21 protein-coding genes and 3 pseudogenes are annotated in these 26,662 nt (G+C 68.4%); 8 read left to right on the top strand and 16 right to left on the bottom strand.

Going from position 1 to position 26,662, the window contains the following annotated elements; genetic code table 11:
• The first annotated feature begins 87 nt into the window (after positions 1 to 87).
• Positions 88 to 1,407, top strand: a complete 1,320-nt coding sequence (locus ABD357_RS09920) for an O-antigen ligase family protein (protein WP_344389072.1) — start codon at positions 88 to 90, stop codon at positions 1,405 to 1,407.
• Between the two features lie 447 nt (positions 1,408 to 1,854).
• Positions 1,855 to 2,706 (top strand): class I SAM-dependent methyltransferase, encoded by an 852-nt coding sequence (locus ABD357_RS09915; protein WP_344389071.1) that lies wholly within the window; start codon positions 1,855 to 1,857, stop codon positions 2,704 to 2,706.
• A gap of 147 nt (positions 2,707 to 2,853) precedes the next feature.
• Here ABD357_RS09915 and ABD357_RS09910 read toward each other — a convergent pair whose 3' ends face one another.
• Positions 2,854 to 3,450: an arsenate reductase/protein-tyrosine-phosphatase family protein gene (locus ABD357_RS09910; RefSeq protein ID WP_344389069.1), complete on the bottom strand. Its 597-nt coding sequence runs from the start codon at positions 3,448 to 3,450 to the stop codon at positions 2,854 to 2,856.
• A 560-nt stretch (positions 3,451 to 4,010) separates the two neighbouring features.
• Between ABD357_RS09910 and ABD357_RS44615 the strand changes: the two are divergent.
• Both ABD357_RS44615 and ABD357_RS09905 read left to right on the top strand, forming a co-directional pair.
• Positions 4,011 to 4,148, top strand: a pseudogene (locus tag ABD357_RS44615) (Trm112 family protein); the annotation flags it as partial.
• Positions 4,149 to 4,994 carry a class I SAM-dependent methyltransferase gene (locus tag ABD357_RS09905; RefSeq protein ID WP_344389068.1) on the top strand — a complete coding sequence of 282 codons (846 nt, stop codon included), beginning with the start codon at positions 4,149 to 4,151 and terminating at the stop codon, positions 4,992 to 4,994.
• A gap of 432 nt (positions 4,995 to 5,426) precedes the next feature.
• Here ABD357_RS09905 and ABD357_RS09900 read toward each other — a convergent pair whose 3' ends face one another.
• Positions 5,427 to 6,035: a YdeI/OmpD-associated family protein gene (locus ABD357_RS09900; protein WP_344389067.1), complete on the bottom strand. Its 609-nt coding sequence runs from the start codon at positions 6,033 to 6,035 to the stop codon at positions 5,427 to 5,429.
• Between the two features lie 149 nt (positions 6,036 to 6,184).
• Between ABD357_RS09900 and ABD357_RS09895 the strand changes: the two are divergent.
• Positions 6,185 to 6,583 (top strand): annotated as a pseudogene (locus ABD357_RS09895) (ISL3 family transposase); the annotation flags it as partial.
• Between the two features lie 646 nt (positions 6,584 to 7,229).
• Here ABD357_RS09895 and ABD357_RS09890 read toward each other — a convergent pair.
• The 4 genes and pseudogenes from ABD357_RS09890 to ABD357_RS09875 all read right to left on the bottom strand — a co-directional run bounded on the left by ABD357_RS09890 (position 7,230) and on the right by ABD357_RS09875 (position 14,671).
• Positions 7,230 to 9,083, bottom strand: coding sequence for a DUF4012 domain-containing protein (locus ABD357_RS09890; protein ID WP_344389065.1), 1,854 nt, complete (start codon positions 9,081 to 9,083; stop codon positions 7,230 to 7,232).
• Between the two features lie 13 nt (positions 9,084 to 9,096).
• Entirely contained in the window at positions 9,097 to 9,858 is a 762-nt protein-coding gene (locus ABD357_RS09885; protein ID WP_344389064.1) for a hypothetical protein, read from the bottom strand.
• Positions 9,859 to 11,825: 1,967 nt separating this feature from the next.
• Positions 11,826 to 13,079 (bottom strand): annotated as a pseudogene (locus ABD357_RS09880) (RICIN domain-containing protein); the annotation flags it as partial.
• Between the two features lie 449 nt (positions 13,080 to 13,528).
• Positions 13,529 to 14,671, bottom strand: a complete 1,143-nt coding sequence (locus ABD357_RS09875; RefSeq protein WP_344389060.1) for a LacI family DNA-binding transcriptional regulator — start codon at positions 14,669 to 14,671, stop codon at positions 13,529 to 13,531.
• 268 nt (positions 14,672 to 14,939) lie between these two features.
• On the opposite strand from ABD357_RS09875, the gene ABD357_RS09870 reads away from it, so the two are divergent.
• The 3 genes from ABD357_RS09870 (at position 14,940) to ABD357_RS09860 (ending at position 16,812) form a co-directional block, all read left to right on the top strand.
• A complete protein-coding gene (locus ABD357_RS09870; protein WP_344389059.1) occupies positions 14,940 to 15,443 on the top strand; it encodes a MarR family winged helix-turn-helix transcriptional regulator in 504 nt (167 codons plus the stop codon).
• A gap of 143 nt (positions 15,444 to 15,586) precedes the next feature.
• A complete protein-coding gene (locus ABD357_RS09865) occupies positions 15,587 to 16,393 on the top strand; it encodes an MBL fold metallo-hydrolase (RefSeq protein ID WP_344389058.1) in 807 nt (268 codons plus the stop codon).
• A gap of 2 nt (positions 16,394 to 16,395) precedes the next feature.
• Positions 16,396 to 16,812, top strand: a complete 417-nt coding sequence (locus tag ABD357_RS09860; protein WP_344389057.1) for a nuclear transport factor 2 family protein — start codon at positions 16,396 to 16,398, stop codon at positions 16,810 to 16,812.
• Between the two features lie 332 nt (positions 16,813 to 17,144).
• Here the strand turns inward: ABD357_RS09860 and ABD357_RS09855 are convergent, their stop codons facing one another.
• From ABD357_RS09855 to ABD357_RS09810, 10 genes are all read right to left on the bottom strand, one after another.
• On the bottom strand, positions 17,145 to 17,612 hold the full coding sequence (locus ABD357_RS09855) for a MarR family winged helix-turn-helix transcriptional regulator (protein ID WP_344389056.1): 468 nt from the start codon (positions 17,610 to 17,612) through the stop codon (positions 17,145 to 17,147).
• A 124-nt stretch (positions 17,613 to 17,736) separates the two neighbouring features.
• Entirely contained in the window at positions 17,737 to 18,075 is a 339-nt protein-coding gene (locus tag ABD357_RS09850) for a GNAT family N-acetyltransferase (RefSeq protein WP_344389055.1), read from the bottom strand.
• A 55-nt stretch (positions 18,076 to 18,130) separates the two neighbouring features.
• Complete coding sequence (locus tag ABD357_RS09845) at positions 18,131 to 19,195, bottom strand: IS110 family RNA-guided transposase (protein WP_344389054.1); 1,065 nt, start codon at positions 19,193 to 19,195, stop codon at positions 18,131 to 18,133.
• Between the two features lie 95 nt (positions 19,196 to 19,290).
• A complete protein-coding gene (locus ABD357_RS09840; protein ID WP_344389425.1) occupies positions 19,291 to 19,620 on the bottom strand; it encodes a BREX system ATP-binding domain-containing protein in 330 nt (109 codons plus the stop codon).
• 180 nt (positions 19,621 to 19,800) lie between these two features.
• A complete protein-coding gene (locus ABD357_RS09835) occupies positions 19,801 to 21,084 on the bottom strand; it encodes an NAD(P)/FAD-dependent oxidoreductase (protein ID WP_344389053.1) in 1,284 nt (427 codons plus the stop codon).
• Positions 21,085 to 21,132: 48 nt separating this feature from the next.
• Positions 21,133 to 21,798 (bottom strand): haloacid dehalogenase type II, encoded by a 666-nt coding sequence (locus ABD357_RS09830; RefSeq protein ID WP_344389052.1) that lies wholly within the window; start codon positions 21,796 to 21,798, stop codon positions 21,133 to 21,135.
• Positions 21,799 to 21,843: 45 nt separating this feature from the next.
• The gene (locus ABD357_RS09825) at positions 21,844 to 22,761 is read right to left on the bottom strand and encodes an aldo/keto reductase (protein ID WP_344389051.1); all 918 of its coding nucleotides are present in this window, start codon (positions 22,759 to 22,761) and stop codon (positions 21,844 to 21,846) included.
• Positions 22,758 to 24,215 (bottom strand): aldehyde dehydrogenase family protein, encoded by a 1,458-nt coding sequence (locus ABD357_RS09820; RefSeq protein ID WP_344389050.1) that lies wholly within the window; start codon positions 24,213 to 24,215, stop codon positions 22,758 to 22,760. The genes ABD357_RS09825 and ABD357_RS09820 overlap by 4 nt, the downstream gene beginning before the upstream one ends.
• Positions 24,212 to 25,165 carry a succinylglutamate desuccinylase/aspartoacylase family protein gene (locus ABD357_RS09815; RefSeq protein WP_344389049.1) on the bottom strand — a complete coding sequence of 318 codons (954 nt, stop codon included), beginning with the start codon at positions 25,163 to 25,165 and terminating at the stop codon, positions 24,212 to 24,214. Before ABD357_RS09815 ends, ABD357_RS09820 begins: the two co-directional genes overlap by 4 nt.
• Positions 25,166 to 25,188: 23 nt before the next feature.
• The gene (locus ABD357_RS09810) at positions 25,189 to 26,571 is read right to left on the bottom strand and encodes an aminotransferase class III-fold pyridoxal phosphate-dependent enzyme (RefSeq protein WP_344389048.1); all 1,383 of its coding nucleotides are present in this window, start codon (positions 26,569 to 26,571) and stop codon (positions 25,189 to 25,191) included.
• Positions 26,572 to 26,662 lie beyond the last annotated feature (91 nt).

Genomic DNA, 26,662 nt, shown 5'->3' with positions numbered 1-26,662 from the left:
ACTTTCGAGCAGTGCGGCTGCCGATGTGACAAAGGATCGTCCAACGTGTCTCGCGGGTTCTCCATGACTCCGAAAAAGAAGTGAATGATGGGCAGTCTGGTGGCCGGGCGAAGGCCTCTCACTACCACCGTCATCGCCTGGGGATGCCTTGTGATCGGCGTGCCAGCGGCGACGTACACAGTGCTGCACCACGGCACGCCGACCCTCGCCGTCGGTGTTGTGGTGTGCCTGGCCATGTTGGTCATGCCGCGTCCAGAGCTGGCGCTGTCAATGCTCCTTGTGATCGCCCCCGTAGCCGCCGTTGTCGACTCCGACGGCCCGGCATTGCCGGTACTGGTCACTGTAGGAGTCGTCATCGTTCTGTTCCGCGTTGCGCTCAGAGGCTTCCAACCGCGCGCCCACCTTGCTCTGATTCTGCTCACCGCCATCGCGGTGACCGCGAGTTTCCTGCTGCCCCAGCTGATGCTGCAAGCGGATCGCTCGTGGAGCGGACTCGCCTCCTTCCTTTTGGGACTCGGCTTGCTCGCGGCTTCCGCCATCGCACCTCCTGGCTCTCGGACCGTCGCGTATCTCATCGCCGGCTCCGGCGCTGGTGTCGCCGGATACCTCCTTATGCGGGGCGAATACGTCAACGACCGCTTGACGGGCCTGGGGTTGAACCCCAACTACTTGGGAGCAGTGCTGGCACTCGCGCTGGTTGCGGCAGTCGGTCTGGCGCGCTTCAACCGCTCCTGGGTGTGGTTGCTGGCGGCGCTGCCGTGCGCCGGCGCGATCCTGCAGACTCTGTCGCGCGGGGCCCTTCTGATGGCCGCAGCTGGGCTGGCCTGCGTTCTCCTCGTCGGACGTCCGCTGTGGCAAAAGGTGGTCATCGCGCTGACGATCATCGGCGTGCTCATGGTTCTCCCGGGATCACTCGACGCTGTGGAAGGTGACCTGACGGGAAACCGGACGTCAAGCGAACTGACAGCGAACAGCGAGGTGCGGAAGCAGGCTGCCATGCTTGCCATTCGCGTGGCGCTCGACTACCCGCTCCGAGGCATCGGGTACGGAGCGTTCCCCGGCTATGCCCACTCCCCGTCCGCCCTGGGCGTCTACATCAACACACATAACGACTACCTACGATTGGCGGCTGAGGCCGGAATCGGCGCACTCGCACTCTTCATGGCCCTGCTCTGGCTCGGTCTCGGTCGACGATACGCTGGTGACCAACTGATTCTCCACTCGCTGGGAGTGGCCTACTCAGTGGGGCTGTTGTTCGCAAACACCCTGGAAAACCTGACTGTGACCGTTCCCTTCTGGATTTGCCTGGGCTGTCTCCTCGCACATTCCCGGGGCAGGAAAATTACGCCTTCGTCACCCAACTCTCTGGAGTTTGGGAAGCTATCCTCGATTCGTCAGCGGCCGTGAGTGCATGGGCGGGTTGCTGGTCCGCCCTTTTTCTCCCGCGTGACTGCGGGTTGGGCTTTCGTGTGTCGCTGCGGCTGCGCCGGGGCCCCGCCGGCCGCCGGGTTCACCAGTTCCCGGAGGTGGTGCAGGTGACCCCTTCCGTCTCGTCGGGGTGGTCGAGTCGCTCGAGAACGGTCGACCAGGTACAGCGCGAGCAGGGAGAACCAGGCGGTAACGGGGCCTCCGACCCGGCGCGGTTCGGGCATCCGGTTGTCGAGCGGGTAACGGCTCTGCCGGGCTCACCAGCAAAGTCCCGCACAGTTCCGGGCCTCGAGCCCTGGTTCAGACACCTGGTCCACCGTGCGTGTCCATCGCGCCCGGACTTGTCTCACTCGATGAGGTCAATTCTGTGCAGACACCTCGGCCAGGGGCACATTGTTGGTAAATGCATGTGTACAGTGCGCGATTATGAGTATCCCCCTCGAGCCGAAAAGCCTCACACATCAACACTTGCTGGCCGCGGTGAATACCGAACTAGCCGGTAGAGATGGCCGGAAAAGCGTCCGGGTGCTGGACGTGGGCTGCGGCGAGGGACACCTCGTCGCTTTTCTTCAGGCCGGGCTGACCGAGCTCAACCCCGAAATCGCCGTTGAGGTGCACGGATTCGACGTTGTTGACACATTATCCGATCGTTCGGGCTTTCCGGACTCGACTGTGGATCAGTTGGAAGGCTTGATGCCGGGTGTGCCGTGGCACGAGCGCATCCGGTCCGTCTCCCAGCATGACGCCTGGCCGTACCCGGACAGCAGCTTCGACATCGTGGTGTCCAACCAAGTCTTGGAGCACGTCGTCCGCCTTTCCCCGTTCCTGGCACAGCTCGGCCGCGTGCTCAGCCCCGGCGGGTGCTCGATGCACGTATTCCCCATGCGCAACGCGCTGTGCGACGGCCATGTGCTCATGCCGTTGATTCACCGAGTCCACGGACACGAGCAACGCGCGGCAATGGCCCGCATGTGGAGGCGGTTGGGGGTGGGGAACAACAGGACCGGGGATATCACAGAAACCGCCGAACGCATCTCGACCTATTTGCACCTGGGTACGACGTACCGGCATTTCCAGGAGTTCGTCAAGGAGGCAAAGCGCGCGGAGCTGAGGCTTTCGTACCGGTACACGCAGGAGCTGTACCAGCAGAAGCTCGCTTCTGTGCTCGGGCGCAGGGGCTCCGACACCTACAGCCGCTCCAGGCGGGCTGTAATCGACTGGATCGCCTTTTGCACGCTCCGTTACGCATCGTCGATCACGCTGGTACTCGAGAAGTAGAGGCGGCCATCTGGGTCACCGTCGCGGCCACGCAGCATCGGCTACCAGCCTCATACTCCAGGCAGAGCGAGGCACGCCGCTTCGGGCTTGCGTCAGCCCTGTCCGGTGTGCGGTGTCTGACAGGTCTCATAACTCGGGTCGGACGCCTCAGGGCGCCCGCAACGCGACGGCGATCCGTTCCACCGACTCTTCGATCCGTGTCACGCATTCCCGGGCCTTCGCGGGACTCGCTCCGAGAGGATCGGACACGTCGTCATCAGCCACGTCTGTCCCGGCCGCACCGCGTCGAGTCGCCGCACCCTCCACGAGCGCGGCGAACCGGGCGGCCGGGTGCACCACACCCGCAGCGTCCTCGGCCCTCACCAACCGGGCGAACTCGCGCAGGCTGAAGGCTCGGGACAATGCCCGCACGGGGCAGAGCCGTACGGCCGCCTCACGATGCTCCGTCGCGGCACCGAGCACCAGATCCGCCCTCTCGACCAGCCTGGTCGTCAATCGGCGCGTGACCATCCCGGACGGGTCCGCGCCCCACCCGACGACCAGGGATGCAGCCGTGGCCGCCATCGGTGTGCCCGGTACGGCCTCCGTGCCTGCGCTGCTCACATGGATCGTCTCCCGCAGTGCGTCCAGCCGCTGTCTCAGGAGGCACTCGGCGATGGGGGACCGATACAGATTGGCGGTACACACCGTGAGTACGCGAAATGGGGCCAGGCGCGAGGCGGCGGAGGAGGCGAAATCGGACATGGCGTCAGTATTCCTCCATGAGGCCTCGCTTGCGGATCGGAACGCGGCGAGTGCGCATCTCCGCGCCGGCGGTCACTGCCGTCCGGTACCGCAGCCTCGTGGCCGATCTCCTGTCGCTGATCGCATCCGAAGCCGCCTAGGGCAGCGTGGGGAACACACGGATCGCGGTTCCGGCGGGGACCAGCGGTTACCTTGCCCCACGCCGGCGGTGACCAGGCGGAGGACTGGGCTGACCGGGAGAGTCCAGGCCAGTCTCCGGAACGGCCCGAGGACGGGTCCACCGTGCCCCCAGCGGGCGCGACAGTCGCTCGTGCAGCACGGCGGGCGCGGCCGGACGGGCTCCAGCAGGTGCAGCACCACCGTGCGGCTGCGTCCCGGGGCACTCGACGTCGAGCGTGTACACAGGATGTGCGCGTTCGCCCGCCGTGGTCGCGTTCAGCTCAGATTGAGTACGGAAAAGGCTCCAAGTCGACTGCACTCCTGACTTCTCAGGAAATGTGCGTCGAAAACACAACAGTCCTGTCCCGCTCCAGACCGAACGATCAGTTAGCTTGTCCTGCATGCACAGGAGATTGGCCGACGGCCTTGCGGAGAACAACCGAGACGGTTGGTTCGAAATGCTTCGGTGTCCGAACTGCCGTGCACGGCTGCACGGAGAGGCCACACTGAGCTGCGAAGGGTGTAGACGGAGCTATCCGGTGCGCGACGGGATCCCGCGATTCGTTCCCGAGGACAACTACGGGAAATCGTTCGGGTATCAATGGAATTTGCATCGACTTACCCAGCTTGACTCGTATGTGGGGCTCCCCGTATCCAGAGATCGCCTGCTGCGGGAGAGTGGCTGGACCACTGATGAACTTGAGGGCCGCGAAGTTCTTGAGTGCGGAAGCGGTGCCGGACGCTTCACAGAGGTGCTCTGCCAGACCGGGGCTGCCGTAACCTCTTTCGACATCTCCAATGCGGTGGAGGCGAACGCCACATCCAATGGCCGATTCGCCGGCCTGCGGCTGCTTCAGGCCAGCATTTACGACCTCCCCCTGATGGATGAGTCGTTCGACTACCTCGTCTGCCTCGGGGTCATCCAGCACACCCCTGACGTCGAGCGGGCCTTCAAAACGATCTTCCGTTACCTGCGTCCCGGTGGAAAATTCTGCATCGACGTGTACGCAGCGATCGTCGCCTATCCGCATCTGCGGCAACTGCTGCGGCCCGTCACCAAGCGAATTCCCCCAGGCAAGCTCTATGGCGTTGTCCAATCCATCACGCCACGACTACTGCCGGTTTCCACGCGCCTCAGCGCAGTCCCATGGGTGGGTGACTACCTGACCCGGCTCGTTCCCGTCGCCAATCACCGCCACCTCGGGTTGAGCGACACCGAGACCGTGCGGACCTGGTCGGTCCTGGACACCTTCGACTGGCTCTCGCCTCAATTCGAGCGGCCCCAGCCGCGGCGCCGACTCGAGCGCTGGTGCAGGGACCTTCGCCTGAGCGAGTTCGAGATCGAACGCATTCGCGGGCTCTATGTCGTCCGTGGAACGAAGTAGAACCCCGGACAGGACAGCAGCCTTGCGTTCAGTCAACAGCGGCCCCTGACCGCGCTACTCAAGAACGCCGGACGCACCACTCCCAGCAGCCGTCGGCACCCGCCCGTCGGGACTGGTCGACCGTGGCCACAGCCTCGGGCGTGGACCACCTCTGGGTCGCGGACATGCCTATGTCAGAACCTGCTCAGCCTGGGCGTACGCGGTGTTCATCCTGGGCGTGTGCTCACGGATGATCGTCGTCGGCCGACAGGGTACGCACCACAAGCCGCTGGAGACGGCGCTGCGGCGGTATTGCGGGTCTTCGAAGTTGAGCGGTGCGCCTACTCAGGCCTCTGACGTTTTGTCACGCTCAGTGAGGCCACCTGGTGGTTGCTGCCGGGGCCGCAGGCGCGCCAGGAGCCCAGGGCACCACGCGGCGGGCCCTCTCCTCGATTACGGGTACAGCTTCTCGCTCTTCGCCAGCATCGCTACGTACTTCTCGATCCGGCGCGCCCGGGTCTCGGCCTTCTTGGCGTCCTGGATCCGGTACAGGATCGCGTAGCGGTTCTGCCGGTCCAGCGTCTCGAAGAACGCCGCCGCAGCCGGGGCGGCGGTCAGGGCCGCCGCGAGGTCGTCCGGCACAGTAGCGGTCTTCGCACCGTCGTAGGCCGCCGCCCAGCGGCCGTCCGCCTTGGCGCGGTCGATCTCGGTCTGCCCCGGCGGATGCATCCGGCCCTGCTCGATCAGGGCGGCCACCTTGTCCCGGTTGACCTTGGACCACTTGCTTCTCGGCTTGCGCGGGGTGAACCGCTGGAGCCACCACTGGTCGTCGAACTTGGCCTTCTGGCCGTCGATCCAGCCATAACAGAGTGCCACGTCGAGCGCCTGGGCGTAGTCCAGCGCGACGATTCCGGGGCCCTTCTTGCGAAGCTTGAGCCAGATGCCGGGCGAGACGGCGTGGTTCTCGCCGAGCCATGCCTCAAATGCCTCGGCGGATTCGAATGCCACGATCTCCAAGTCCTGAGTCACCGCAGTAGCGAACCACACCCGGCCGATTGTCATGACACATTCGGGCACAGCCCCGGATGCAGGATGCCTGTGGACCTGCGTGATCATCTCTCGAGACCCGGCGCGGTCGGCCGTGCTGGGAGCAGGATCCCACCACCGGCAAGTGGCTTCTCGTCCGGGACCGGTGGCACACCGGCTTCGTCGACGCGCGAGGCAACGGCGGGCTGCTGGGCCAGATCGAGGGCCGTACCGCCGCCGACGTGCTGGCCTGGCTGGCCACCACACCCCTCCAATGGCGAAAGAGCATCAAATACGTCGCCATCGACATGTCCGCCACCTACCGGGCAGCTGTCCGCGCCGGTCTGCCCCACGCCACCGTGGTGGTCGACCACTTCCACGTCGTCCAGCTCGCCAACAAGATGCTCTCCAAGGTCCGGCGCCGCACCACCGCCGAGATCCGCGGCCGCCGCGGACGCGCCAGCGACCCGGAATGGAAGGCCAGACGACGCCTGCTACGCAACCGCGAGGACCTCACCGACGAACACTTCGCCACGATGTGGAACACACTGCTGGGCGAGGGGACAATCGGGCAGACCTCCTGACGGCATGGATCGCCAAGGAGAACCTGCGCAACGTCCTCGCCCTGGCCCGCACCGGCGCAGACCGGCACCAGATCGGCCACGCACGCTGGAAGTTCCTCACCTGGTGCGCGGATGCCGACATCCCGAGGTGCGACAACTCGCCACCACCGTCGACCGATGGTGGCCGGAGACCGAAGCGTTCATCGACACCGGGCACAGCAACGCCAAGCGAGGGGATCAACCACGTGATCAAGCTCGTCGTGCCCGCAACCCGTTCGTCTTCCGCAACGCCGACGACCAACGACTACGGACACGCTGTGTAACCACCCGCCGAGCCCGCGGATACCTCCGCACCCCTCAACTTTGAAGACCCGGTATTGCATCAAGGACATGGCGGCCCGGCCTCATCCATCATGGCCACCGGGGATCGTGCGACGACTCCTTGAGCCCGAGCAGGACGCCCCCGACTGCCGGAACGCCTGCCGGCCTTCCGACCGGATTCGGCGCCGGACAAGTTCCGCCTGTTGAGAGGGAGCGGCGCAGGATCGGGGACGACGACTTGGCCGACCCGTACTGTGCCGAGGGACGTGCGCCGCCCGGATCGCGGAAGCGGTGGAACAGATCGCCGCGGCAGCGCTGGGCCGAGGGCGGGCCGGCAAGGGGCCGCTCAGTCTCCGTGGCAGTCCGGGGGAGGGTGCGCCGTGGCCCGCAGTGGGCGCGGCAGTCGCTGGTGCAGCACGGTGGGCGCGTCGTCGGCCGGGGGCTCCAACAGGTGCAGCATCACGGTGCGGCTGCCGCCCGCAGGTACCTCGATGTCGAACGTGTACACCGGATGTCCGCGCTCGATGCCCGGTGACATAAGAGCCTTGCGCCCGTCAACGGTCGCCTTGATCAGATCCGCGCCGACGGTCGCGTAGTAGGAGACGAGCAGGCGATTGTCACCCTCGTGCGTTGCATAGGGTGGCTTGTCCATGCGCTCGGTGACGTATGTGGGAAGCCCTGAGGACGGCGCACGGTTGGCGAGGACTGCCTTGACCGTGACCTCGCGGCCGGCGGCGGTGCAGCGGCCGGGGTGCCAGTCCAGGGTGCGGTCGAGGTAGTAGTCCAGCTTGGTGCCCGCGGCGTTGTTGACTACCAGCCCTGCGTAGGGTGTCGGGCTGTGCGGCAAGGAGCCGCCGACCGGGCGTGGTGCCAGCTCCCGCTGCTCGTTGCGGTGCGCGCTCCAGACATTCATCTGCCCCTTGCTCAGCACCTCGTACAGGCCAAGTAGCAGCGCGGGCCGCTGCTGGGGATCTTCGGCGGCAGCGAGCAACCGTCCGGCAGCGGCGCGGGCCACGTTCAGCAGGAACGCCTTGCGCTCATGCGGGTCGCGGTACGTCATGTAGTTGGTGCGCTCGCTGAGATCCACCACGTTGTCCGCGGCGACGACTGTGCCGTCGGACGTGAGCGCGGGCCCGGAGGCCGCGAGCAGGCGGGCCAGCGCACTCGGATCCAAGGAGACCACACCGTCCACCCGTTCGCCGCTCTTGTCGAGCCAGGCCGCCGACCAGATGCGCGCGGCGTAGGGGAAGTGCGGGCTCATATTGGAATTGGGCCATGTGTTCACCGAGTCGCTTCGTTTGTACATGGCGGTGAACTCGTCGCCGAGATCTACCTTGGGGCGAGCGGTCATCATCTCGGCGTCGTGTCCGAAATCCGTCAGTGTCAGCGTGCCCTTGTCGGCTGTCAGCATGGCATGAGCACCAGGCATTCCACCGGTTCCCCGGGCCTCCGCGGGATTCTGGAACACCAGGAAGTAACGCCGCGGCCCGTGCTCGCCGAGCATCGCCGGCAGGAGACGGGCACCGGTGGCGGCGTCCTCCACGGTGGGCGCCATCCGGTCGAGCTTCTCGAGCAGTTGCGTTCGGGCCCGGTCCACGGCGGGCAGCCAGGTCCGACGGGGCAACTCGAGTGTCTCCGTACGAGCCGCGGCCACCTGGCGCGAGGCTTGCTCAAGCGTCTCCGCGGCGCGGCGCAGTTCGGACAGGTTCAAGTGGCCGTCGCCGGCGCCCGCTTCGTCGGTGAGGTCGCCGGCGGATCGTACGACGGAGGGCAGCACCTCGCCGGTCAGCCGGTCGACGGCCTTGGCTGTGCCGCGGACCGTCTTGAGAGGTTCTCCGAGCGTGGGCAGATACGCGGTCACGGACCACGCGGGGCCGGTGGTGAGCCGATGTGCCCGGTCGGCGTGAGCCGCGGCGGAACGGGCCGCCGCTTCGGTGCGGGAGCCGCGAGTCGTGGCATCCCTCGCCGTCGAGACTGGCGAGCGGGACACCGTCATCGTGTTCCGCAGCGTTTCCAGGTCCTCCTGGGCCGCGAGCAGCTCGCTGCGGGCGTACAGCCCTGTTACAAGCACCCAGCCCGAACCGGCGAGGAGGAGACCTGCGGCCGCCCACATCAGCGGCTTGGCGCGACGGCGATGCCGTCGGACAAGGCTGGTGAAGGAGGACAGAACGGGGCTGTCCGAGAGTCGTGGGCGGTCCACGGCAACAGGCCTCTCAGCCGCGTTGAGCGTCAGTACGCCGACGCCTGGCGATCACCAGTGTGCCGCCACCGAGAAGCAGCACACCACCTGCCGCGGTGAGCATGGCCACTCGTACGTCCGAGGAACCGGTGTTCGCAAGACTCGAGGGCCCGTTGCCACGACCGGAAACGGGCGAGCTCCCATTCCCGTCATGGCTGTCGACGCTGCCACTGCGCTCGTTGTGGCCGACGTCGTCACCGTAGTCGTGCCCGTGGTCGTGATCGCCGTCACCTTCGACGGTCAACCGTGCGGTCAGCTTGAGTCCGGATGACTGGCCGACGAGTCTGAGGAGGTAGACACCCGGTCGAGTGTTACTGGGGATGGTGACCGTTCCCGTCACGACGCCGTTTTCGTCGGCGGTGAAGGTGCCGAGCACCACGGTGCCCTTGTCTTCGTCGCCGACGGGGGCGGCCGCCATGAAAGCCCGTACGGACGAGGGCGATGTTCTCAGTAGGGCTGTGGCCGCGCCGCCGGTCGCGCCTGCACCGACGGTGGCACCACCTGCGGCCGCACCCCCTGCGGGGACCAGGCTGACGACAACCTCTTCGCCCGACTCGAAGCCGGTCGCGGTGAAGGTGATCGAATCACCGGGAGCCACGGTGTCGTCATCGATCACAACATTGGGAGCCGGCGGGTACTGGGCGAACGCCGGCTCGGCGGCCACCAGCGGTGTAGCGGCGATCAGGCTTGCAGTGGCAGCGGCCAAGGCGACATGCCGTCCAGGACGTCTGGGCATCGTAATCAGGCTCCTCAGAAGACGCTTGATGAGTGATCGTGCACTGTTGCCGGTATGGGAGACACATGAGCGACCGCGGCGGTCCGCGATCTTGCTCGTGGCGGCCTCCGACCGCGCCTACCTGCAGCGTCCTCTTAAGCGACTGAACCACCGCGCTGGTGCAGCAGAAGCCTCACCGCTTAGTCCTAAGCAACTCGTTCGCGGACGGCCAAGCGGACTGGCCACCGAGTGAAATCGACTCGGCGCGGGTTCGCGTACTCAAAGGGCGCGTTGCGGTGCGAATGGACAGTTCGCCGTCTGCACCACCTCTCCCGACATCACGCTGATTGTGGTCTGGTCGATCGGCGCGGCGGAGGTCGTCTGCCACGACCGAATGGCTGATTCGGACGACTTCGGGGCCCTGTTCATCGGACAGGGTCATCGACCGGAATCAACGAGATCCATAGACGTGAGCGGCCTTCGCCAAACAGACCCATGCTCGTGTTCCACAGATGGCCCAGTCGTTGCACCCGTATGCCCCGCAGCGGCCGCGGGTTGCTCCGCTCGCCAACCTGGGCGGCCCAACAGTCCGATCTCGGCGGCTGCCTGGTGGGCCAGCAGCGACCGCGCAGCAGCCAACAGCCAGCAATACCGGAGACATGGCGAACACCGCGCCGGGCAAACCGCCCAGCGCGGAGTCGCCCCAGTTGCCGGCCGCGACCAGACAGACCCCGGCCACAAGGTGCGCGAGATGGCCACGGACCACTGCGTGGGCGCCGAGCGTGTCTGCGACCACGCAGCCAGCCACCCGCCCGGTGAGCTCGGCGACCGTTGCGTAGCCGGGAAGGCCGACGTGGCGCAGTGCGGATAACAGCACACCGCCTATCGGCGCCACCAGGTACTGGCAGCCCAACAGCCACAGGAACGCGCCAGTTCGGGCATGTTCCACAGCGCTGCGCGCCACGGGGCAGCGACTTCGATGGCCGCCCAGCATGCCACGCCGGTCAGCAGCGAGAGCCGGAGTGCCGACCGGAAGAGAGAGCGGCTGAGTTGCTCGGCGCGCAGGACGCAGGTGCCAGTCAGAAGCGGCACGGCAGCCCGGTCATGCCTGGGGACGGTCGCGGTGGCCGGGTGGTCATGCCCCGGCAGTCTCTCCCTCGGGCATCACGTCGCGGGCCCCGGGCAGACGACGTCCGACAGCTGACTCTTGAGGGAGCGGGTTGCATTCGGCCCCCTCACCGTCGTCGCTGTCAACCACAGGCACGACGGTGTCCTGCCATGGGATTGGCTCTCACCGCACGGGTTGCCCGGTGGTGCTTGGGGTGATCGTCGCGATCGTGAGCGGCAAGATCGGACGTCCTTCACGGGCTGGACCGCCCTTCTATCCAGCGAACAGCCGGTCCAAGTCGGTCGACGACACCGCAAGTGACACCTGCACGCACCGCACCCGCGGACGGGGCGCTACACCGTTTCTGGCCGCGCCGGCACCGACTCCACCGCGCCGCCCTGCCGATGTCGCCCTCGTGAATGACCTTGCAGGGTCGAACGCCTCAACGAGGCCGTGGCTGTCCGGGTGGGCCGGTTGTCTGTGACGGACAGCCGGCTGAGGTTGGGGTGAGCCGGCGAGTCGGCTCACCCCAAGCTGCGGATCAGCTTTCGGAGGCAGCGGCCCGAACGGTGACGGCGTCCCACATCAGCGGTGTGTCGTCGAAGACCACGGCGATCTTGACCTTTTTCCCGCCCGCGATCGTCCCCGGAAGGGCCACGCTGCCCTTCTGGCCCTCGTCGAAGGAGACCCGGCCGAGGTCCGTGACCTTCCCGTCGGCCGCGAACACATAGACACGGCCGGTCTTGTTCGCGTGCAGGGCCGTGCCCGCGGGATCCGAGGCGGCGGCGTTCAGCGACAGGGTGGCGTTCCTCCTGACGGTGCTCGTGGTCAGGCGCTTCGACTGCGTGTCCTTCATCAGGTCCGCGGCGGTCGGGGCCTGCTGGACGAGCTGCCACTCCTGGGAGCCGTTCGCGACCGCGTTCTGCAGGGTCAGCGGCGCCCCGGCGGATGCGCCGGTCAGGTACACGTTGGTGTTCTTGGCCGCCTGGAACTTGTAGTAGCCGTCGGCGGTCCTGGTGAGGTTCCAGAGGCCCGCCGGGGTGTTGTCGACCCACTGGCCTATCCGCTGGCCGACCGTCGGATCCGCCGTCCAGATGCCCGCGGCACGGCCTCCCGACTTGTTGAGCAGCGTCAGGGCGCCGTCGGCCTTGGTGGCCAGGTGCCAGTACCGGGTGTCCTTGTTCGCCACCGAACCGGCGTCCTCCAGGCGGACGTCGGGAACGTCTCCGTTGCCGGTGTTGGCGTCGTTGCTCTTGCCGCCGGTGCCGATCACCTGCCCGGTCTTGCGGTTCACGAGCTGGTAGTAGGCGCCCTCCGAGCGGCCCTGGTCGACCTCGGAGAAGGCGATCGTCGAGGTGCCCTTGTGGTTGAGGATCGAGATGCGGCCGGTGCCCTCGACATACTGCAGGTTGCGGCTGTAGGAGGCCGGCGCATTCGTCTGGTACTCCTTCCACACGCCGTCGCTGCGTCCGCTCTCGTTGACCCAGACGTTGCCGCTGCCAGCGGCGTTGTACACCAGACGCCCGTCGGGGAGGTTGATGACGACCGGGCTGCCGTTCACCGCGAGCCGACGGGAACCGGCGTCGACCGGCAGTGAGGTGACGGGGCTGTCCGTGGAGCCGCGGTAGAACTTCAGCGGGTCGTCGGCGAGCACGTACCGGGTGTTGGTTCCGCCGCCCCAGTACTCGTACGGGAGCAGCCACTTGCCGTCCGTCGTCGGGACGACGGTCGTCATGCCCGGCCGGCCGCCTCCGATCTGCGTCTTGCCGCCTCCCATGTCCTGGGTCAGGCCGGCGACGTCGACGACGGGCTCGCTCCACTGCGCGCTGCGGCCGTTCCAGGTCTTGTGGACGAGGATCTGGCCGTGCGAGTCCCGGGCGGTGTCGTTGTCCGGATCCAGCTTCGGCACACCGGTGACCGGGTCGAAACCGAGGTAGTCGTTCTCGTCGGAGTAGTAGCAGACGAGCTTGCCGTCGTGGACCATCAGGTACGGCTCCCAGAGGGGATCGACCTGCTTGTACGTGTTCGCCTTGGCGACGTTCCTGCCGACCGCGCCCGCGCTGCCGCCCTGCCGGCCGCCCGTCGCGATGACGTTGAGGACTTTCCAGCTCTCGCCTTCGTCGGTGCTGGAGTAGCGATGTCGGCCTGGCTCACCGGCTCGGCGGAGGAGGAGCCGGAGTCGCCGTCGCCGCTGCACGCGGCGAGCGCGACGCCGAGGGATACCGCGCCGGTCGCGGCGAGGAACCGCCGACGGCTCATGGAGGACGTGGGAACGAAGGATCGAGGCATGGTGAACTCCCGCCGAAAGGGCAGACGAATGGGCAGAGGAACGGAGCGCCTGGCGAGGGCGCTGCGCATGGGTGTGGGGAGGGTTTACGTGGGGTGAGGCGCGGACGTCGCTACCAGGGCATCGGGGTCGCCGGGTTCGGGTCTGCGTCGCGCGGGGTGCGGCCGGCACTCGCGTCACGTGCCGTAGCGCGGAAGTCCACGGTCCTAGAAGGATTTTGACGGGCAGTGAGCGCAGGCGGCAGACTCACCGCCCGGCCATGGGCGGGCGCCACTCGGGCGGCCGATGTGTGCGGTTCAGTCGATGGTGGGCTCGGTTAAGGGTGGGCGGCCGTCCCCGGCCGGAGGCGGGTGTGCCGAGCGGCCCGTGCGGGAGGCCGTACGCCGCCCGCGTGCCGGGGTCTTCCGGCTCGGCGGGGGTGCGGTCGAGCCGCGGACGACGAGTTCGACCGGCGGATCGTGCGCCGGCGCCGGCTCCGCGTCCGGTTTCTCGATGGCCTGCACCAGGAGCCGGATCCCGTCGTTCGCCACGGCGTCGAAGGGCTGGCGCATCGTGGTCAGCGGAGGAGTGACGTAGGCCGCGACGGGGATGTCGTCGAAGCCGACGACACTCACATCGCCCGGCACCCGCAGGCCGGCTTCCGTCAGTGCGCGGATCAGGCCGATGGCCATGTCGTCGTTGGCCGCGAACACGGCGGTGACGCCACCGGCGGAGGCGAACTCGCGGCCCGCCGTGTAGCCGGATTCGGCCGACCAGTCGCCCTCGATCACGGGCGGCTGTTCCCTGCCGCGTGCCGACAACGCCGCCCGCCAGCCCCCGAGACGGTCCCGGGCGGCGAACCACCCCTGCGGACCGGACAGGTGATGGACCGTCACGTGGCCCAGATCCAGCAGGTGTTCGGTGGCCGCCCGGGCCAGCGACTCGGCGCCCATCCCCGCGGCCACGGTCCGTGAACCGCCGAACACCGCGGGGGCGCCCAGGACGAGAACCGGCACATCGACGCTGAGCGAGACCGATCCCTCATCGATCGGTTCGGATACGACGATGCCGTCCACACCCTGCTCGAGCAGTGACTCCACGGCCCCGGCGACGCCTCCCGGCTCACCCTCCAGGGTGTTGACCACCCGGATCGCGTAACCCGCGTCCCGGGCGGCCCGCTCGACGCCGATGAGCAGCGAGGCGGGCCCGTACAGGGCGGTTCCCAGCGTGACGACGCCGATGGTGCGGGAGCGCCCCGAGGCCAGTGCGCGGGCCGCGTTGTTCATCCGGTAGCCGAGTTCCTCGGCGGCTTCGAGCACCCGCCGGCGCACGTCGTCGGACACGTACCGCTCGCCGTTGAAGACCCGCGACACCGTCTTCTGTGAGACGCCGGCCAGCCGGGCGACGTCCACGCTGCGCGGCGCGGCGGGGCTGCCGCCCCGTCCTCCCACTCGCGTCATTGCGTCTCCCGATGTTCGGCGGCTCAAATCCTAGCCAGTCACGGCCCGTAGCCCTGCAGCTGACCCGACCGGGACTCGGGCGATCAGCTGTATGACTGCGCTGCCATGACTGCGGTGTCATATCTACGCAGTCGAACAGAACGTGTCAAGACTTCGCGCAACATCACGGCAACCCCGCCCCAACGCACGACCCCCGCCCCACAGGCACCGAGCCTCCCGCCACGATGAGGCGCGATAGTTTCCGCCTGGACGAACATACGGAGGTGCCGTGGACGAGCAGAACGACCATACGGAGATCACGACCGCCCAGGAGGCGGCCGACAACGCGCTGGTCCTGGCCTTCGGACGGCTGCAGGGTGCCGCAAACCGGCTGGAGTACATCCTGGGCCGGAAGATCGAGGAGGAGTGCGGGGTCAGCCACCTGATGTACGAGGTGCTGCTGATCCTGGGACGGGCCGGCGACCCCGGGTTGTCGATGCGGGCGATCAGCCAGGAGCAGGTGCTCAGCACCGGCGGGGCCACGCGACTGGTGGACCGGATGGAGACGGCCGGGCTGGTGCGACGCGTCACGGATCCGAACGACAGGCGGGGACGCCTGGTGCGCCTGACACCGCTGGGCGAGGCGACCGCCGTACGCGCATCCCGGCTCCACGTGGAGAACATCAAGCGGTACTTCCTGGAGCCCCTGCCTCCGTCCCACCGGGAGCGATTCGCGGAGGACCTGCGGATCCTGAGCCACTCGGCCCGGGACTTTCTGCCGCTGCTGCCCTGAGGGGCGCCGCACGGTCGGCGTGCGGTGTGCAGTAACCACGGCGAGACTCGGTTCACGGCGATCGGACGTCCACGATGGAAATATCTGACGCGTCAGATATTGTTCCCGGGGAGCCTACGTCCGAGAGTTAGGAACCTCCTCCCATGAGCACACTCGACTTCAAGATCCTCGATCTCGACTTCCCCGCCGGCAGCAAGAACAAGACCGCCACCGTCGTCACCGGCGAGAGCGAGGCCCTGCTGGTCGACGCCGGCTTCACCCGGGCCGACGGCCACCGGCTGGCCGCCGAAATCCTCGACTCCGGCAAGCGGCTGACCACCGTGTTCATCAGCCACGGCGACCCCGACTTCTACTTCGGCGCCGAAGTCCTCGCCGACGCCTTCCCCGAGGCGAGGTTCGTCGCCACCGAGCACGTCATCGAACACATCCACCACTCCTACGAGGGCAAACTCAAGGCGTGGGCGGCCCTCGGCCCGAACCTGCCGACCCGCCTGGTCGACCTCGAGCCCGTGACCGGCGACCTCAGCCTGGAAGACCACCGCTTCGAGCTCAAGGGCGGCCCGGCAGGACTGCCTGACCGGCACTACCTGTGGCAGGCCGAGCACCGGGCGATCCTGGGCGGCGTGCTGCTGTTCCAGAAGGAGCATGTCTGGGTGGCCGACACCCCGACTCCGGGGGATCGCTCCGCCTGGCGCGATCTGCTGGACGAGATGGCCGCCCTCGAGCCTCAGCTCGTGGTGCCCGGCCACCGCCTCCCCGACGCCCCCGCCGACGCCTCCGCCATCACCGCCACCCGCGACTACCTGGTGGCGTTCGAGGAGGAGCTGGCCAAGGCCGCCGACGGCGCCTCGCTGACCGACGCCCTGGTCAAGCGCTACCCGGACAACGGCATGGTGATCGCCGCCCAGATCGGTGCCAAGGTCGTCAAGGGCGAGATGAAGTGGGGCTGAGCATGACCGAGTTCGCCGCCTCCACCGCTCCCGCCGACGTCGTACGCCGCCAGTACCTGGCCTCCGCCGCCGGGGATCTGGACGCCCTGCGCGCCACCCTCGCCCCCGACGTGGAGTGGACCGAGATGGCCGGCTTCCCCCTGGCCGGCACCTACCGCGCCCCTGACGGCGTCATCTCGCACGTCATGGAGCAGCTCGCCAAGGAATGGGACAACTGGATCGTCCATGACGACACGTATGTCGTCGATGGCGAGAACGTCATCGTCCTGGCCCGCTACACAGCCCTCAACAAAGCCACGGGCAATCCGATCGACGTGCGAGTCGCCCACCACTTCGTCGTACGGGGCGGGCTGATCGTCCGCTTCGAACAGTTCGTGGACACCGCCAAGGTCCGGGACGCGATGACCGCCGGGGCGTGACCGCGACGGCGCCATGCGGCCGGCAGCGCGCGGTCACCCGCTCGACGCCGGCCGCGCCGGCCGCAGCTGGACGCGGCGTCCGGGAGCGGCTGCCGACGAGCAGTTGCCGGAGCGGGTGATCCGATGACTCGCCTGCCGCGCTCCGGGATACTTGATGCGTCACATGACTATGCGCAGACTTGCTTGACGTGCCACGGCAAGCACAGCATGCCAAGCACAGTTGATGCGTCAATCATCCTCGGAGTCGCCTGAGAAGCCACGCCTTCGCCCGAGCGGCCGGAAGCCCGGGACTCGGGCTGAGTCCGGGGTACGGGCTCAGCCGAGCCCGGGGCTCAGGACGCGTCCTCGTCCAGCTTCGCCACGACACGGCTGGAGATCTCGCCCAGCATCCGTAGCTCCGCCGGCGTGACATGGTCCAGGAACAACTCCCGCACCGCCGCCACATGGAGCGGAGCTGCCGCCTCGATCGCCTCCCGCCCTGCGGGGGTGATCACCACGAACGCCCCCCGCGCGTCATCAGGGGCTTCCTCCCGCACGACCAGTCCCCGGCCGGCCATCCGGGCGACGTGATGGGACATCCGGCTCTTCTCCCACTCCAGAGCACGGCACAGGTCCTGATAACGCTGTCGCCCCTCGGGCACGTCCGTCAGATGGACGAGGACCGCGAAGTCCGCGGCCGACAGCTTCGACTCGGTCTGCAGCAAACGCGACAACCGGCCCCCCAGCCGCTCATGCAACCGCACAAAGCTCCGCCACGCGTGCTGCTCGTCCGGGGTCAACCATCGCGCCGTCTCCTTCATGTGGACGAGTCTAAGTGCCCGTTGACGGGTCACCCGCCAGGATGCTGGACGACCCGTCAACGCCTGGTGCGTGCGTGGCAGCTGCGGCCGGCCGTGCGCGCCGCCGGGTCCGAGGGACGACCAGTCAGCCCAGCTGCGCCTCCAGCCACCGCAGGACCTCAGGGGTCACGGGGTCGGTGATGTCGGCGAACTCGTCATGCCTCTTCAGGAATTTGGCAACGTATGGGCAGACAGGGACGATCCGCTTGCCGGCGGCGCGGGTGTCGGTGAGCGCCTGCCGCACCAGTTGTGCGGCCAGGCCCTGTCCGGCGTAGGCGTCGTCGACCTGCGTGTGGAAGAACACGCGCTGCTCACCGTGGTCGCGGTACTCGGTCACGCCGGCGCGCTTGCCGTCGACCACGATCTCGTACCGATGGTGTGCGTCCACCCGCTCGACGACCGGGGCGGCAGAAGGCTGGCTCATGGGGGGGCGCTCTACTTTCTTGTCGTGAGTTTGAGCTGGAAGCTCCTATAGATCGTCAAGCGGCCTGTAGGAGTGGTTGCTGTGAGACGTTCGTGCTGGTCAGGTACTTGTAGACCTCGCGCGCGATGAAGCGTTTGAGGCAGCGGAAGATGTCCTTCTTTGACATGCCTTCGGCTGTGCGCCGCGCGACGTAGAGCCGTGTGCGGGGGTCGTGGCGCATCCGCACGAGGGCGATCGTGTGAAGTGCGTGGTTGGCCTGGCGGTCAGCTCCGCGGTTGAGACGGTGGCGGTTGGTCCGTCCCGAGCTGGCGGAGATCGGGACCGCTGCGCAGAGATGGGCGAAGGAGGCTTCGGACTTCAGCCGGTCGGGGTTGTCGCCTGCGGTGATCAGGAGTTGGGCTGCCGTCTCGGTGCCGACACCGACCAGTTCGACCAGCCCCGGGGCGGCCTGGGCCACGAGTGGTTCCAGGCCAGCGTCGGCTTCGGCTATCTCCTCGGTGAGGTGTTGGTAGCGGCGGGCCAGACGTCGCAGGGCGGTGCGGACCGCGCAGGTCGGGTCGGCGAGATCAGCGCCAGGGCGGGAGCGGGCAAGCTGCGCGATCAGCTTGTAGGTGGGCAGGCCGCGCAGACGTTCGCGGACCTCGGCAGGGGCGGAGACGATGAGGGTGCGGATCTGGTTGATCGTCTGGGTGCGGGACTTGATGGCCGAGCGACGGAGCACCCGCAGAGAGTGGATGGCCTCGACGATGCCGCCGCGGGTCTTCGGCCGGCCGTTCGCGCGGCCGGACAGGACGGCCGTGGCGGCCGCATAGGCGTCCACGGGATCGGACTTGCCGTTGGCCCGACGGGCCTTGCGGTCTGGGCGGTCGACGTCCACGACGGTGACCTCGTTCACCCGCAGAAATCGGGCGAGTTCGGAGCCGTAGGCGCCGGTCCCTTCAACTCCGACAGCGAGAACCTCCCCGTGCGTTCGCAGCCACTCCAGCAGTCGGCGGTAGCCGTCGGGGGTGGTGGGGAACGCTGCCGTGGCGAGGTGACGGCCGATGGAGTCGATCACTGCGGCCTGGTGGAAGTCGGTGTGGGTGTCCACGCCGCCGACCACCGCGATCTGGTCTGCCATGCTGGGTCTTGCTGTCCTTCCGTGCGATGCGCGAGGGATCGCACGGGCCGGTCGCGCGGCTGGACAAGACTGTGGTGGGACCTTTGGCCGGGCTCCTACGAAGTCACAGATGCCCGACCGGCCGCGTGCATGATGGCACCGCCCGGCCGGCCGACGATTCCACAAGAGGACAGCCGAGGCGGGCGGTTCAGCCGGTCGAGCATGGGCGCCAGCAGCTGGTGCAGCGCGGCGAACGGCAGATCCATCTCTGCCTGGACACCGGTGGCGCGCACGATGCGGACACCCGATGTTTCGGCAACCAGCCAGTCCAGAAGCGCCGTCTTGCCGACGCCCGACTCACCAGTGACGACGAGGGCCCGGCTCTCCCCCGCACGAACAGTGTCTACGAGGGCGCTGAGGGCTTCGCGCTCACGGCGTCGGCCGATCAGCCGCGTACGACGGCCTCCCAGGGCCAGCCCGGACAGGAATCACGGATTGTTGATGCAACATCCTTTGGACTCTCTGTCGGTGCCAACACAAGACGCGTTGGCCAGGACTCTGCGGGGGGGGCTCCCGCGACCATGTCACGGGAGGCCCCCACAGTGTCACCGCTGTTCGGCCTGGACTCAGAGCAGCCGGTCCTTGGCCTTGTAGTAGGCACCGCCGAACGGCAGGAACCAGGGAGTGCCGTTGTAGAAGGGAACGGGGACCTTCGGGAAGCCGAAGCCGCGCATCGGGTTGGCCTCGGGCTTGCCGTCCATCATCTCGGCGACCGCCCGGCCCATGTACGTGGCCATCTGGACGCCGTGACCGCAGTAACCCATGGAGTAGTACAGGCCGTTGACGTCACCCGCGTGCGGAACGCGGTCCCAGGAGAAGCCGACCATGCCGCCCCAGACGTAGTCGATCCGCGTCCCGGCCAGCTGCGGGAAGATCTCCGTCATCTCCCGCTTGAGGATGTCACCGCTCTTGACGTCGGAGGCCGGGTTGGAGGGGGCGAAGCGGGCCCGGCCGCCGAAGGCGAGGCGGTTGTCCGGGGTGAGGCGGACGTAGTTGCCGACATTCTTGTGGGCGACCAGCAGGCGGCCGTTCGGGATGAGCTCCTTGGCGCGTGCCTCCCCCAGCGGCTCGGTGACGATGATGAAGCTGCCGACGTTGATCAGCCGCTTCCGGAACCACGGCATCGACTTGTCGGTGTAGGCATCCGTCGCCGCCATCACCTGCTTGGCACGGATGGTGCCGTGCAGGGTCTCCACCGAGAAGCCGCCGCCAGGGAAGCGGGTGAGGCCGGTGGCGGCGTTGCGCTCGTGGATCTCGGCGCCGGCACGCTCGGCGGCGCCTGCCAGGCCGACGACGAACTTGCCCACGTGTATGGCTGCGCCGAGCGGGTCGAGCAGGGCGCCGTGGTAGTAGTCCGTGCCGAGCTCGGCGCGCAGCTCGCTCTTGCTCAGGACGACCGTCTCGTGGCCGAAGTTCTCGGCCAGGTCGCGCTGCTTGGCCTGCAGGCCCTCGAAGTGCTGGGGCTTGCAGATCGCGCCGAGGCGCCCGGCACGGTGGAAGTCGCAGTCGATCTTCTCCCTGACGGCAAGCTCCTCGACCACGTCCACAGCGTCGCGGAACGCGTCGTAGAGCTCGCGAGCACGCTCCTGCCCGTAGCGCTTGCGGGCCTGGGCCGGGCTGATGGTGATGCCGGGGTTGCAGTGGCTGCCGTTGCGCCCCGAGGCGCCCGAGCCGACCTGGTCCTTCTCGACCAGGACGACCCGGGCGCCCTTACGGGCGGCGTGGTAGGCGGTGGACAGGCCGGTGAGGCCGCCGCCGATGACCACCACGTCCGCCTCGTCGGGCAGGTCCTTCCCGGAACGGTCGGGAAGGGCGGGGGCTGTGTCCATCCAGTAGGGGATCTGCTTCATCGCGTGCGTCCTCTGTGTTCTCGGTCTGTTTCGCCGGTGCGCCGTCGGTCAGCAGCCGAGCAGCGTCGGCAGGCCCGACAGGTCGGGCAGCTCGTCGTACGGCTGGTAGTCGGAGCTGCCCAGGCGGCCGTAGCGGTTGATCCACACGCGGCGCTTCAGGCCGAGGTCGCGGGTCGGGATGTGGTCGTACTCCCAGCCCTGGGCGGTGTGGATGACCTGCGACGGCTCGACGCCCATGGTCTTGAAGGCGTACTCGAAGGTCTGGCGGTCCGGCTTGTAGGCGCCGGCCTGCTGGGCGGTGATGACGTAGTCGAACTCGACGCCGATGTTCTCCACGTTACGCGCGATCAGGTTGTCGTCCGTGTTGGAGATGATCGCGATCTCGTACTTGGTCTTCAGGGCGCGCAGCGCGTCCGGGACCTCCGGGAAGGGACCGAAGGTGGGGACGGCCTCGACGAGGGCGTCACCGTCGGACTCGCGGTACTCCAGGCCGTGCAGGCGCATGGCGTTGCGCAGGCTGGAGTGCAGGATCTCGTGGTAGGGGCGGTAGGCCTCCAGGACGGCCTGGAACCGCATGACGCGAAAGTCGTCGAGGAACTCGTCGACGTCCAGGTTGTCCAGGTCCAGCCGGTCCTCGATGACCTTCAGGGTCGTGGGGCCGAGCTCGAAGTTGATCAGGGTTGCATAGGCGTCGAAGGTGACGATCTCTCGCATGGTGTTCAGCCTCTATTTCGCGGGTTTCCAGAGGATGTAGGAGCTTCAGACGACGCGTTCGCCGGGGGTGACGATCGCGTCCAGGGCGGCCAGGTCGGCCGCGTCGGGGATCCAGTCGGCCGCCGCCGCGTTGGCGGTGACCTGTTCGGGGTTCATGGCGCCGCAGATGACGGAGCCGACGGCGGGCAGGGCGGCCAGTCCGCCCACCGCGACCTGGAGGAGGGTCAGGCCGCGTTCGGCGCCGTACGCGGTGAGCGCCTCGACGCGGTCGAGGGCCTCGTCGGTGAGCCAGCCCTGCCGCCAGGACAGTCGGCTGCCGGGCGGGGGCTGCTCGCCGCGCCGGTACTTGCCGCTGAGCAGGCCGTTGGCCAGCGGGTAGTACGGCAGCAGGCCGACGCCGTGGCGCAGGCAGGCGGGGATCAGGTCCTGCTCCACGCTGCGGTCGAGCAGGTGGTAGCGGGCCTGGGTGGACACGAAGGCGTCGGTGAGGTGCTCGGCCGGCAGGTTGGAGCAGCCGATGAGACCGATCTTGCCCTCGTCCACCAGTTCCTGGAGCGCGGCCACCGTCTCCTCCAGCGGGGTGACGCCGTCCGGCTCGTGGTACTGGTACAGGTCGATCCGGTCGGTGCCGAGCCGGTGCAGGGACGCCTCGACGGCGTACCGGATGTAGGGGCGGGCGCCCCGCCGGCCGTACATGTCGGCCTCGGGCCCCATCTCCATACCGAACTTGGTGGCCAGGACGACGTCGTCCCGGTGCCCCTTCAAGGCGGCACCCAGGAGCCGCTCGCCGTCGCCGCGCCCGCCGTACATGTCCGCCGTGTCGAACAGGGTGATCCCGGCATCCAGGGCCGCCTGGACTACGGCCTTCGTGCCCTCCTCGTCCAAGCGAGAGCCGAAGTTGTTGCCACCGACACCGACCACCGAGACGGCCGGGCCGCGCTCGCCCAGGGTGCGGTACCTCATGACCGGTTCCCGAACCCGATGCAGACGTTCTTGGTCTGCAGGTAGCTGTCCAGGCCTGCCAGGCCCTTCTCCCGGCCCCAGCCGCTGTGCTTGTAGCCGCCGAAGGGGAGCTCGACGCCGGTGCCGACGCCGGTGGCGTTGACGTAGACCTGACCGGCCCGGATGCCCTCGGCCAGCCGCATCGCCTTGTCGATGTCGCGGGTCCACACGTAGGAGGCCAGGCCGTACGGGCTGTCGTTGGCGATGTCCAGCGCCTCGTCGGCGTCGTCGAATTCGATGACGGTGACGACCGGGCCGAAGATCTCCTCGCGGGCACACCGAGCGTCGTTCGTCAGGCCTGTGAGGACAGTAGGCGCGACGTAGTAGCCGTCGGCCAGGGCCGGGTCGGACGGGGCGCCGCCGACGCGGACCGTCGCGCCCTCCTGCCGGGCCACGTCCAGGTAGCCCAGCACCCGGTCGCGCTGCCGTGCGGCGACGAGCGGGCCGATGTCCGGGTCGGTGAGCCCGGGGCCGACGCGCAGTGCGGCGGCGTGGGCGACGAGCTTCTCCAGGAACTCCTCGGCGCCTCGCTGGAGCAGCAGCCGGGTGCCGGCCGAGCAGGTCTGGCCGGCGTTGCCGAAGGCCGAGGCGGCGACGGCACCGAGGGCCAGGTCGAAGTCGGCGTCGGCGAAGACGACGACCGGGGACTTGCCGCCCAGTTCCGTGACGGAGGGCACCACGTTTGCGGCGGCCGCCTGGGCGACCTTGATGCCGGTGGGCACCGAGCCGGTGAAGGTGACCTGGTTGATGTCCGGGTGGCCGGCGAGGGCCGCGCCGGTCTCGCCGTCGCCGGGGACGACGTTCAGGACGCCCGGCGGGAGGCCGCACTCCAGGGCGATCCTGGCGATCTCCAGCGGAGTGAGCGGCGCCTCCGGCGACGGCTTGAGCACCACCGTGCAGCCCGCCGCCAGTGCCGGGGCGGAACCCCGCGCGGTGTTCTGCAGCGGGTAGTTGAAGGGGATGATCTGCCCGGAGACGCCGATCGGCTCACGGACGGTGTAGTCGATGAGGCCGGGCCCGAGGGGGATCGTGGTGCCGCCGAGCTTGTCGGCGACGCCCGCGTAGAACTCGAAGTACCGGGCCGCGGCCTCGACATCGGCCTTCGCCTGGCGCAGTGGCTTGCCGACGTCCTGGCTCTCCAGGCGGGCCAGCCGTTCGCCCTGGTGACGGATGGCCTCCGCGATGCGGTAAAGGATCCGGCCCCGGTCTGCGGCGCGCATCCCGGCCCACTCGGGAGAGGTGAACGCCGCCCGTGAGGCAGCCACCGCCTGGTTGACGTCCGCCTCGCCGGCCAGCGCCACCTGGGCGATGGCCGTCCCGTCGGAGGGGTCGAGGACCGTGAAGGAGCGTCCGTCGGCGGCGGGGACCTGCTTGCCGTCGATGAGCAGCTCGGTCAGCTGCAGTTCGCCGGTCATGGCCGGATCTCCCCGAGGACCTCGCCGAAGATGACGACCTCGTCGCCGGGGCGGACCGTGCGGATCCGGCGGACCCAGAGCACGATGCCGTCCTGCGGCGCGGTGACCTCTTCCAGCGTGTTGCCGTAGTGGTCGGTGATGGTGGCGATCAGGTCGCCTTCCTTGCAGTTCTCCCCCGGCTCGGCGCGGGCGACGAAGAAGCCGCCGGAGGCGGAGCGTGCGAAGGTGCCGGAGACGGTGGTGTAGGTGTCCCGCAGCTCCGCCTCGCCCTCGATCATCCCGAGGCTGCGCAGGATGTTGCGGACCGAGTTCATGTGCGTCTCGACGTTGGCCTCGCGGTAGGTGCCGCCGCCGACCTCGATGGTGATCGCGGGCTTGCCCGCCGCGAGAACGGGGTGGCGGACCGTGCCGCCCCACTTGCCGCCCTTCCAGACCAGCTCGTGCCCGGCCGCCAGCGCCAGGTCGGTGGCCAGGTCCTCGTAACCGCCCTGGAGGATGACCAGCGGGGCGATCTCGCCGTAGGCACCGCCGGTGTGCAGGTCGACCACGGCATCGACGGCCGGGACGACCTTCTCGACGAACGTCGCTGCCAGGCGCTGGGAGTACGAGCCCTCCGCGTCGCCCGGGAAGATGCGGTTGAGGTTGAGGTGGTCGATGCCGCTGGCGCGGGCCGCCGCCTCGAAGGCCGGGGTGTTCAGGCAGGGGATGCCGACGACGGTGCCGCGCAAGGTGGCCGGGTCGATCTCGGCGAGGACACGTCTGATGGCCTCCTGGCCGTCGTACTCGTCGCCGTGCACGCCCGCGTCCACACACAGGACCGGGCCGTCCTGAACGCCGTTGACGACGATCAGCGGAATGCCGAGCTCCACGCCGTAGCTGCTGGTGCCGACCGGGATCAGGCCCTGGGCGCGCTCGCCGGGGGCGACGGTCAGCGAACCGATGGAGAACATGTCGTTCCTTTCCAAAACATGGATCAGATGCGGGCGGATGCCTCGGCGAGGGTGACCGCGAGGATGTCGGCGATACCGTCCAGGAGGAACCGGTCGCTGATCAGCGGGGGCGCGATCTGCACCAGCGGCGCGGAGCGGTTGTAGACGCGGGCCAGCAGGCCGGCTTCACGCAGTAGGCGCGGGATCAGGTCGACGATCAGATCGGCGCGGGCGGTGTCGCTGAAGCCGCCGTCGTCGAGGTCGCCGACGAGTTCACAGGAGTAGAAGAACCCGGTGCCGCGGACGTCGCCGACGATCGGCAGGTCCGTGAGGGACGCCATGCGGTTCGCGAGGTGGTCCTGGAGGCCGTGGACGTTCTCCAGGATCCGGTCCCGCTCCATGATCTCCAGGTTGCGCAGGGCGATGGCCGCGCTCAGCGGGTGACCGGCGAAGGTGTAGCCGTGGTTGAGGACCACGCCGGGCCGGTTGATGACGTCAACTACGCGGTTGCTGAAGAGAGTTGCTCCCATGGGGGCGTATCCGGCGGTGATGCCCTTGGCGACGGTGACGATGTCCGGGCGGGCGCCGTAGCGGTCGCCGCCGAACCACTCTCCGACCCGGCCGAAGGCCGTGATCACCTCGTCGGCGACGAGCAGGAAGCCGTACCGGTCGGCCAGCGCCCGCAGACCCGGCCAGTACCCCTTGGGCGGGGTGATGCAGCCGCCGCGGTTCTGCACCGGCTCGGCGATGAGCATGGCGACGGTCTCCGGGCCCTCGGCCAGGATCGCGGCCTCCAGCTCGGCGAGCAGCCGGGCCGTGTACAGGTCGTCGTCCGCGTACTCCGGTGCGAGGCCGAAGCGGTTGGTGTTCGACACGAAGCGGGTGTCGATCGCCGGCGGGCCGTACGGCTCCGTCAGGCCCGGGTCGTCGGTGAGCGACAGGGTGCCGATGGTCAGCCCGTGGTAGGCGCCGCGCCGGGCGATGGCCTTGGTGCGGCCCGGCTCGCCGCGCAGCGCGTGGTAGCGGCGGGCGATCTTCCAGGCGGTCTCGACGGCTTCGGCGCCGCCGCTCGAGAAGAAGGTGTGCTCGATGTCGACCGGGGCGATCCGGGAAAGCCGTTCGGCGAGTTCGATCGCCGTCGGGTGCGCGGAGCCGGTCCACAGCGGGCTGTAGCACAGCTCGCGCAGTTGCCGTTCGGCGGCCTCGGCGAACTCGGGGCCGTAGGAGTAGCCGAGCTGGCAGCAGTACAGCCCTGACAGGCCGTCGATGTAGCGCCTGCCGTCCGCGTCGTCGACGTACGGTCCCTCCCCACGCTGGACGACGAGGAGGTCCTCGCCCTCGGGGCCGAGCGAACCGTTGGCGGTCATGTGCAGCAGCAGGTGCCGCTGAGCGGTGGCGGCGGTCAGCTGAGCGGCGGCGGTGGTCATACGGCCTCACCTCCCGGGGCGGCGACTCCTACCGTGTTCTCGACCGAGAGCAGGGAGTCCTGCCGTCCGGAGCCGAGCCAGCGCACCAGGG

The organism is Streptomyces vastus (genome assembly GCF_039532825.1).
Classification (GTDB): domain Bacteria; phylum Actinomycetota; class Actinomycetes; order Streptomycetales; family Streptomycetaceae; genus Streptomyces; species Streptomyces vastus.
The sequence above is the reverse complement of the archived record's forward strand: the minus strand, read 5'-3'. Positions and strand labels throughout refer to the sequence as shown.

Bases quoted from the DNA above. Each gene is read 5' to 3' on its own strand.
- ABD357_RS09920 (WP_344389072.1), top strand. From the start codon at position 88: ATGGGCAGTCTGGTGGCCGGGCGAAGGCCTCTCACTACCACCGTCATC.
- ABD357_RS09915 (WP_344389071.1), top strand. From the start codon at position 1,855: ATGAGTATCCCCCTCGAGCCGAAAAGCCTCACACATCAACACTTGCTG.
- ABD357_RS09910 (WP_344389069.1), bottom strand. From the start codon at position 3,450: ATGTCCGATTTCGCCTCCTCCGCCGCCTCGCGCCTGGCCCCATTTCGC.
- ABD357_RS09900 (WP_344389067.1), bottom strand. From the start codon at position 6,035: ATGACAATCGGCCGGGTGTGGTTCGCTACTGCGGTGACTCAGGACTTG.
- ABD357_RS09885 (WP_344389064.1), bottom strand. From the start codon at position 9,858: ATGCCCAGACGTCCTGGACGGCATGTCGCCTTGGCCGCTGCCACTGCA.
- ABD357_RS09875 (WP_344389060.1), bottom strand. From the start codon at position 14,671: ATGACGCGAGTGGGAGGACGGGGCGGCAGCCCCGCCGCGCCGCGCAGC.
- ABD357_RS09865 (WP_344389058.1), top strand. From the start codon at position 15,587: ATGAGCACACTCGACTTCAAGATCCTCGATCTCGACTTCCCCGCCGGC.
- ABD357_RS09860 (WP_344389057.1), top strand. From the start codon at position 16,396: ATGACCGAGTTCGCCGCCTCCACCGCTCCCGCCGACGTCGTACGCCGC.
- ABD357_RS09855 (WP_344389056.1), bottom strand. From the start codon at position 17,612: ATGAAGGAGACGGCGCGATGGTTGACCCCGGACGAGCAGCACGCGTGG.
- ABD357_RS09850 (WP_344389055.1), bottom strand. From the start codon at position 18,075: ATGAGCCAGCCTTCTGCCGCCCCGGTCGTCGAGCGGGTGGACGCACAC.
- ABD357_RS09845 (WP_344389054.1), bottom strand. From the start codon at position 19,195: ATGGCAGACCAGATCGCGGTGGTCGGCGGCGTGGACACCCACACCGAC.
- ABD357_RS09835 (WP_344389053.1), bottom strand. From the start codon at position 21,084: ATGAAGCAGATCCCCTACTGGATGGACACAGCCCCCGCCCTTCCCGAC.
- ABD357_RS09830 (WP_344389052.1), bottom strand. From the start codon at position 21,798: ATGCGAGAGATCGTCACCTTCGACGCCTATGCAACCCTGATCAACTTC.
- ABD357_RS09825 (WP_344389051.1), bottom strand. From the start codon at position 22,761: ATGAGGTACCGCACCCTGGGCGAGCGCGGCCCGGCCGTCTCGGTGGTC.
- ABD357_RS09820 (WP_344389050.1), bottom strand. From the start codon at position 24,215: ATGACCGGCGAACTGCAGCTGACCGAGCTGCTCATCGACGGCAAGCAG.
- ABD357_RS09815 (WP_344389049.1), bottom strand. From the start codon at position 25,165: ATGTTCTCCATCGGTTCGCTGACCGTCGCCCCCGGCGAGCGCGCCCAG.
- ABD357_RS09810 (WP_344389048.1), bottom strand. From the start codon at position 26,571: ATGACCACCGCCGCCGCTCAGCTGACCGCCGCCACCGCTCAGCGGCAC.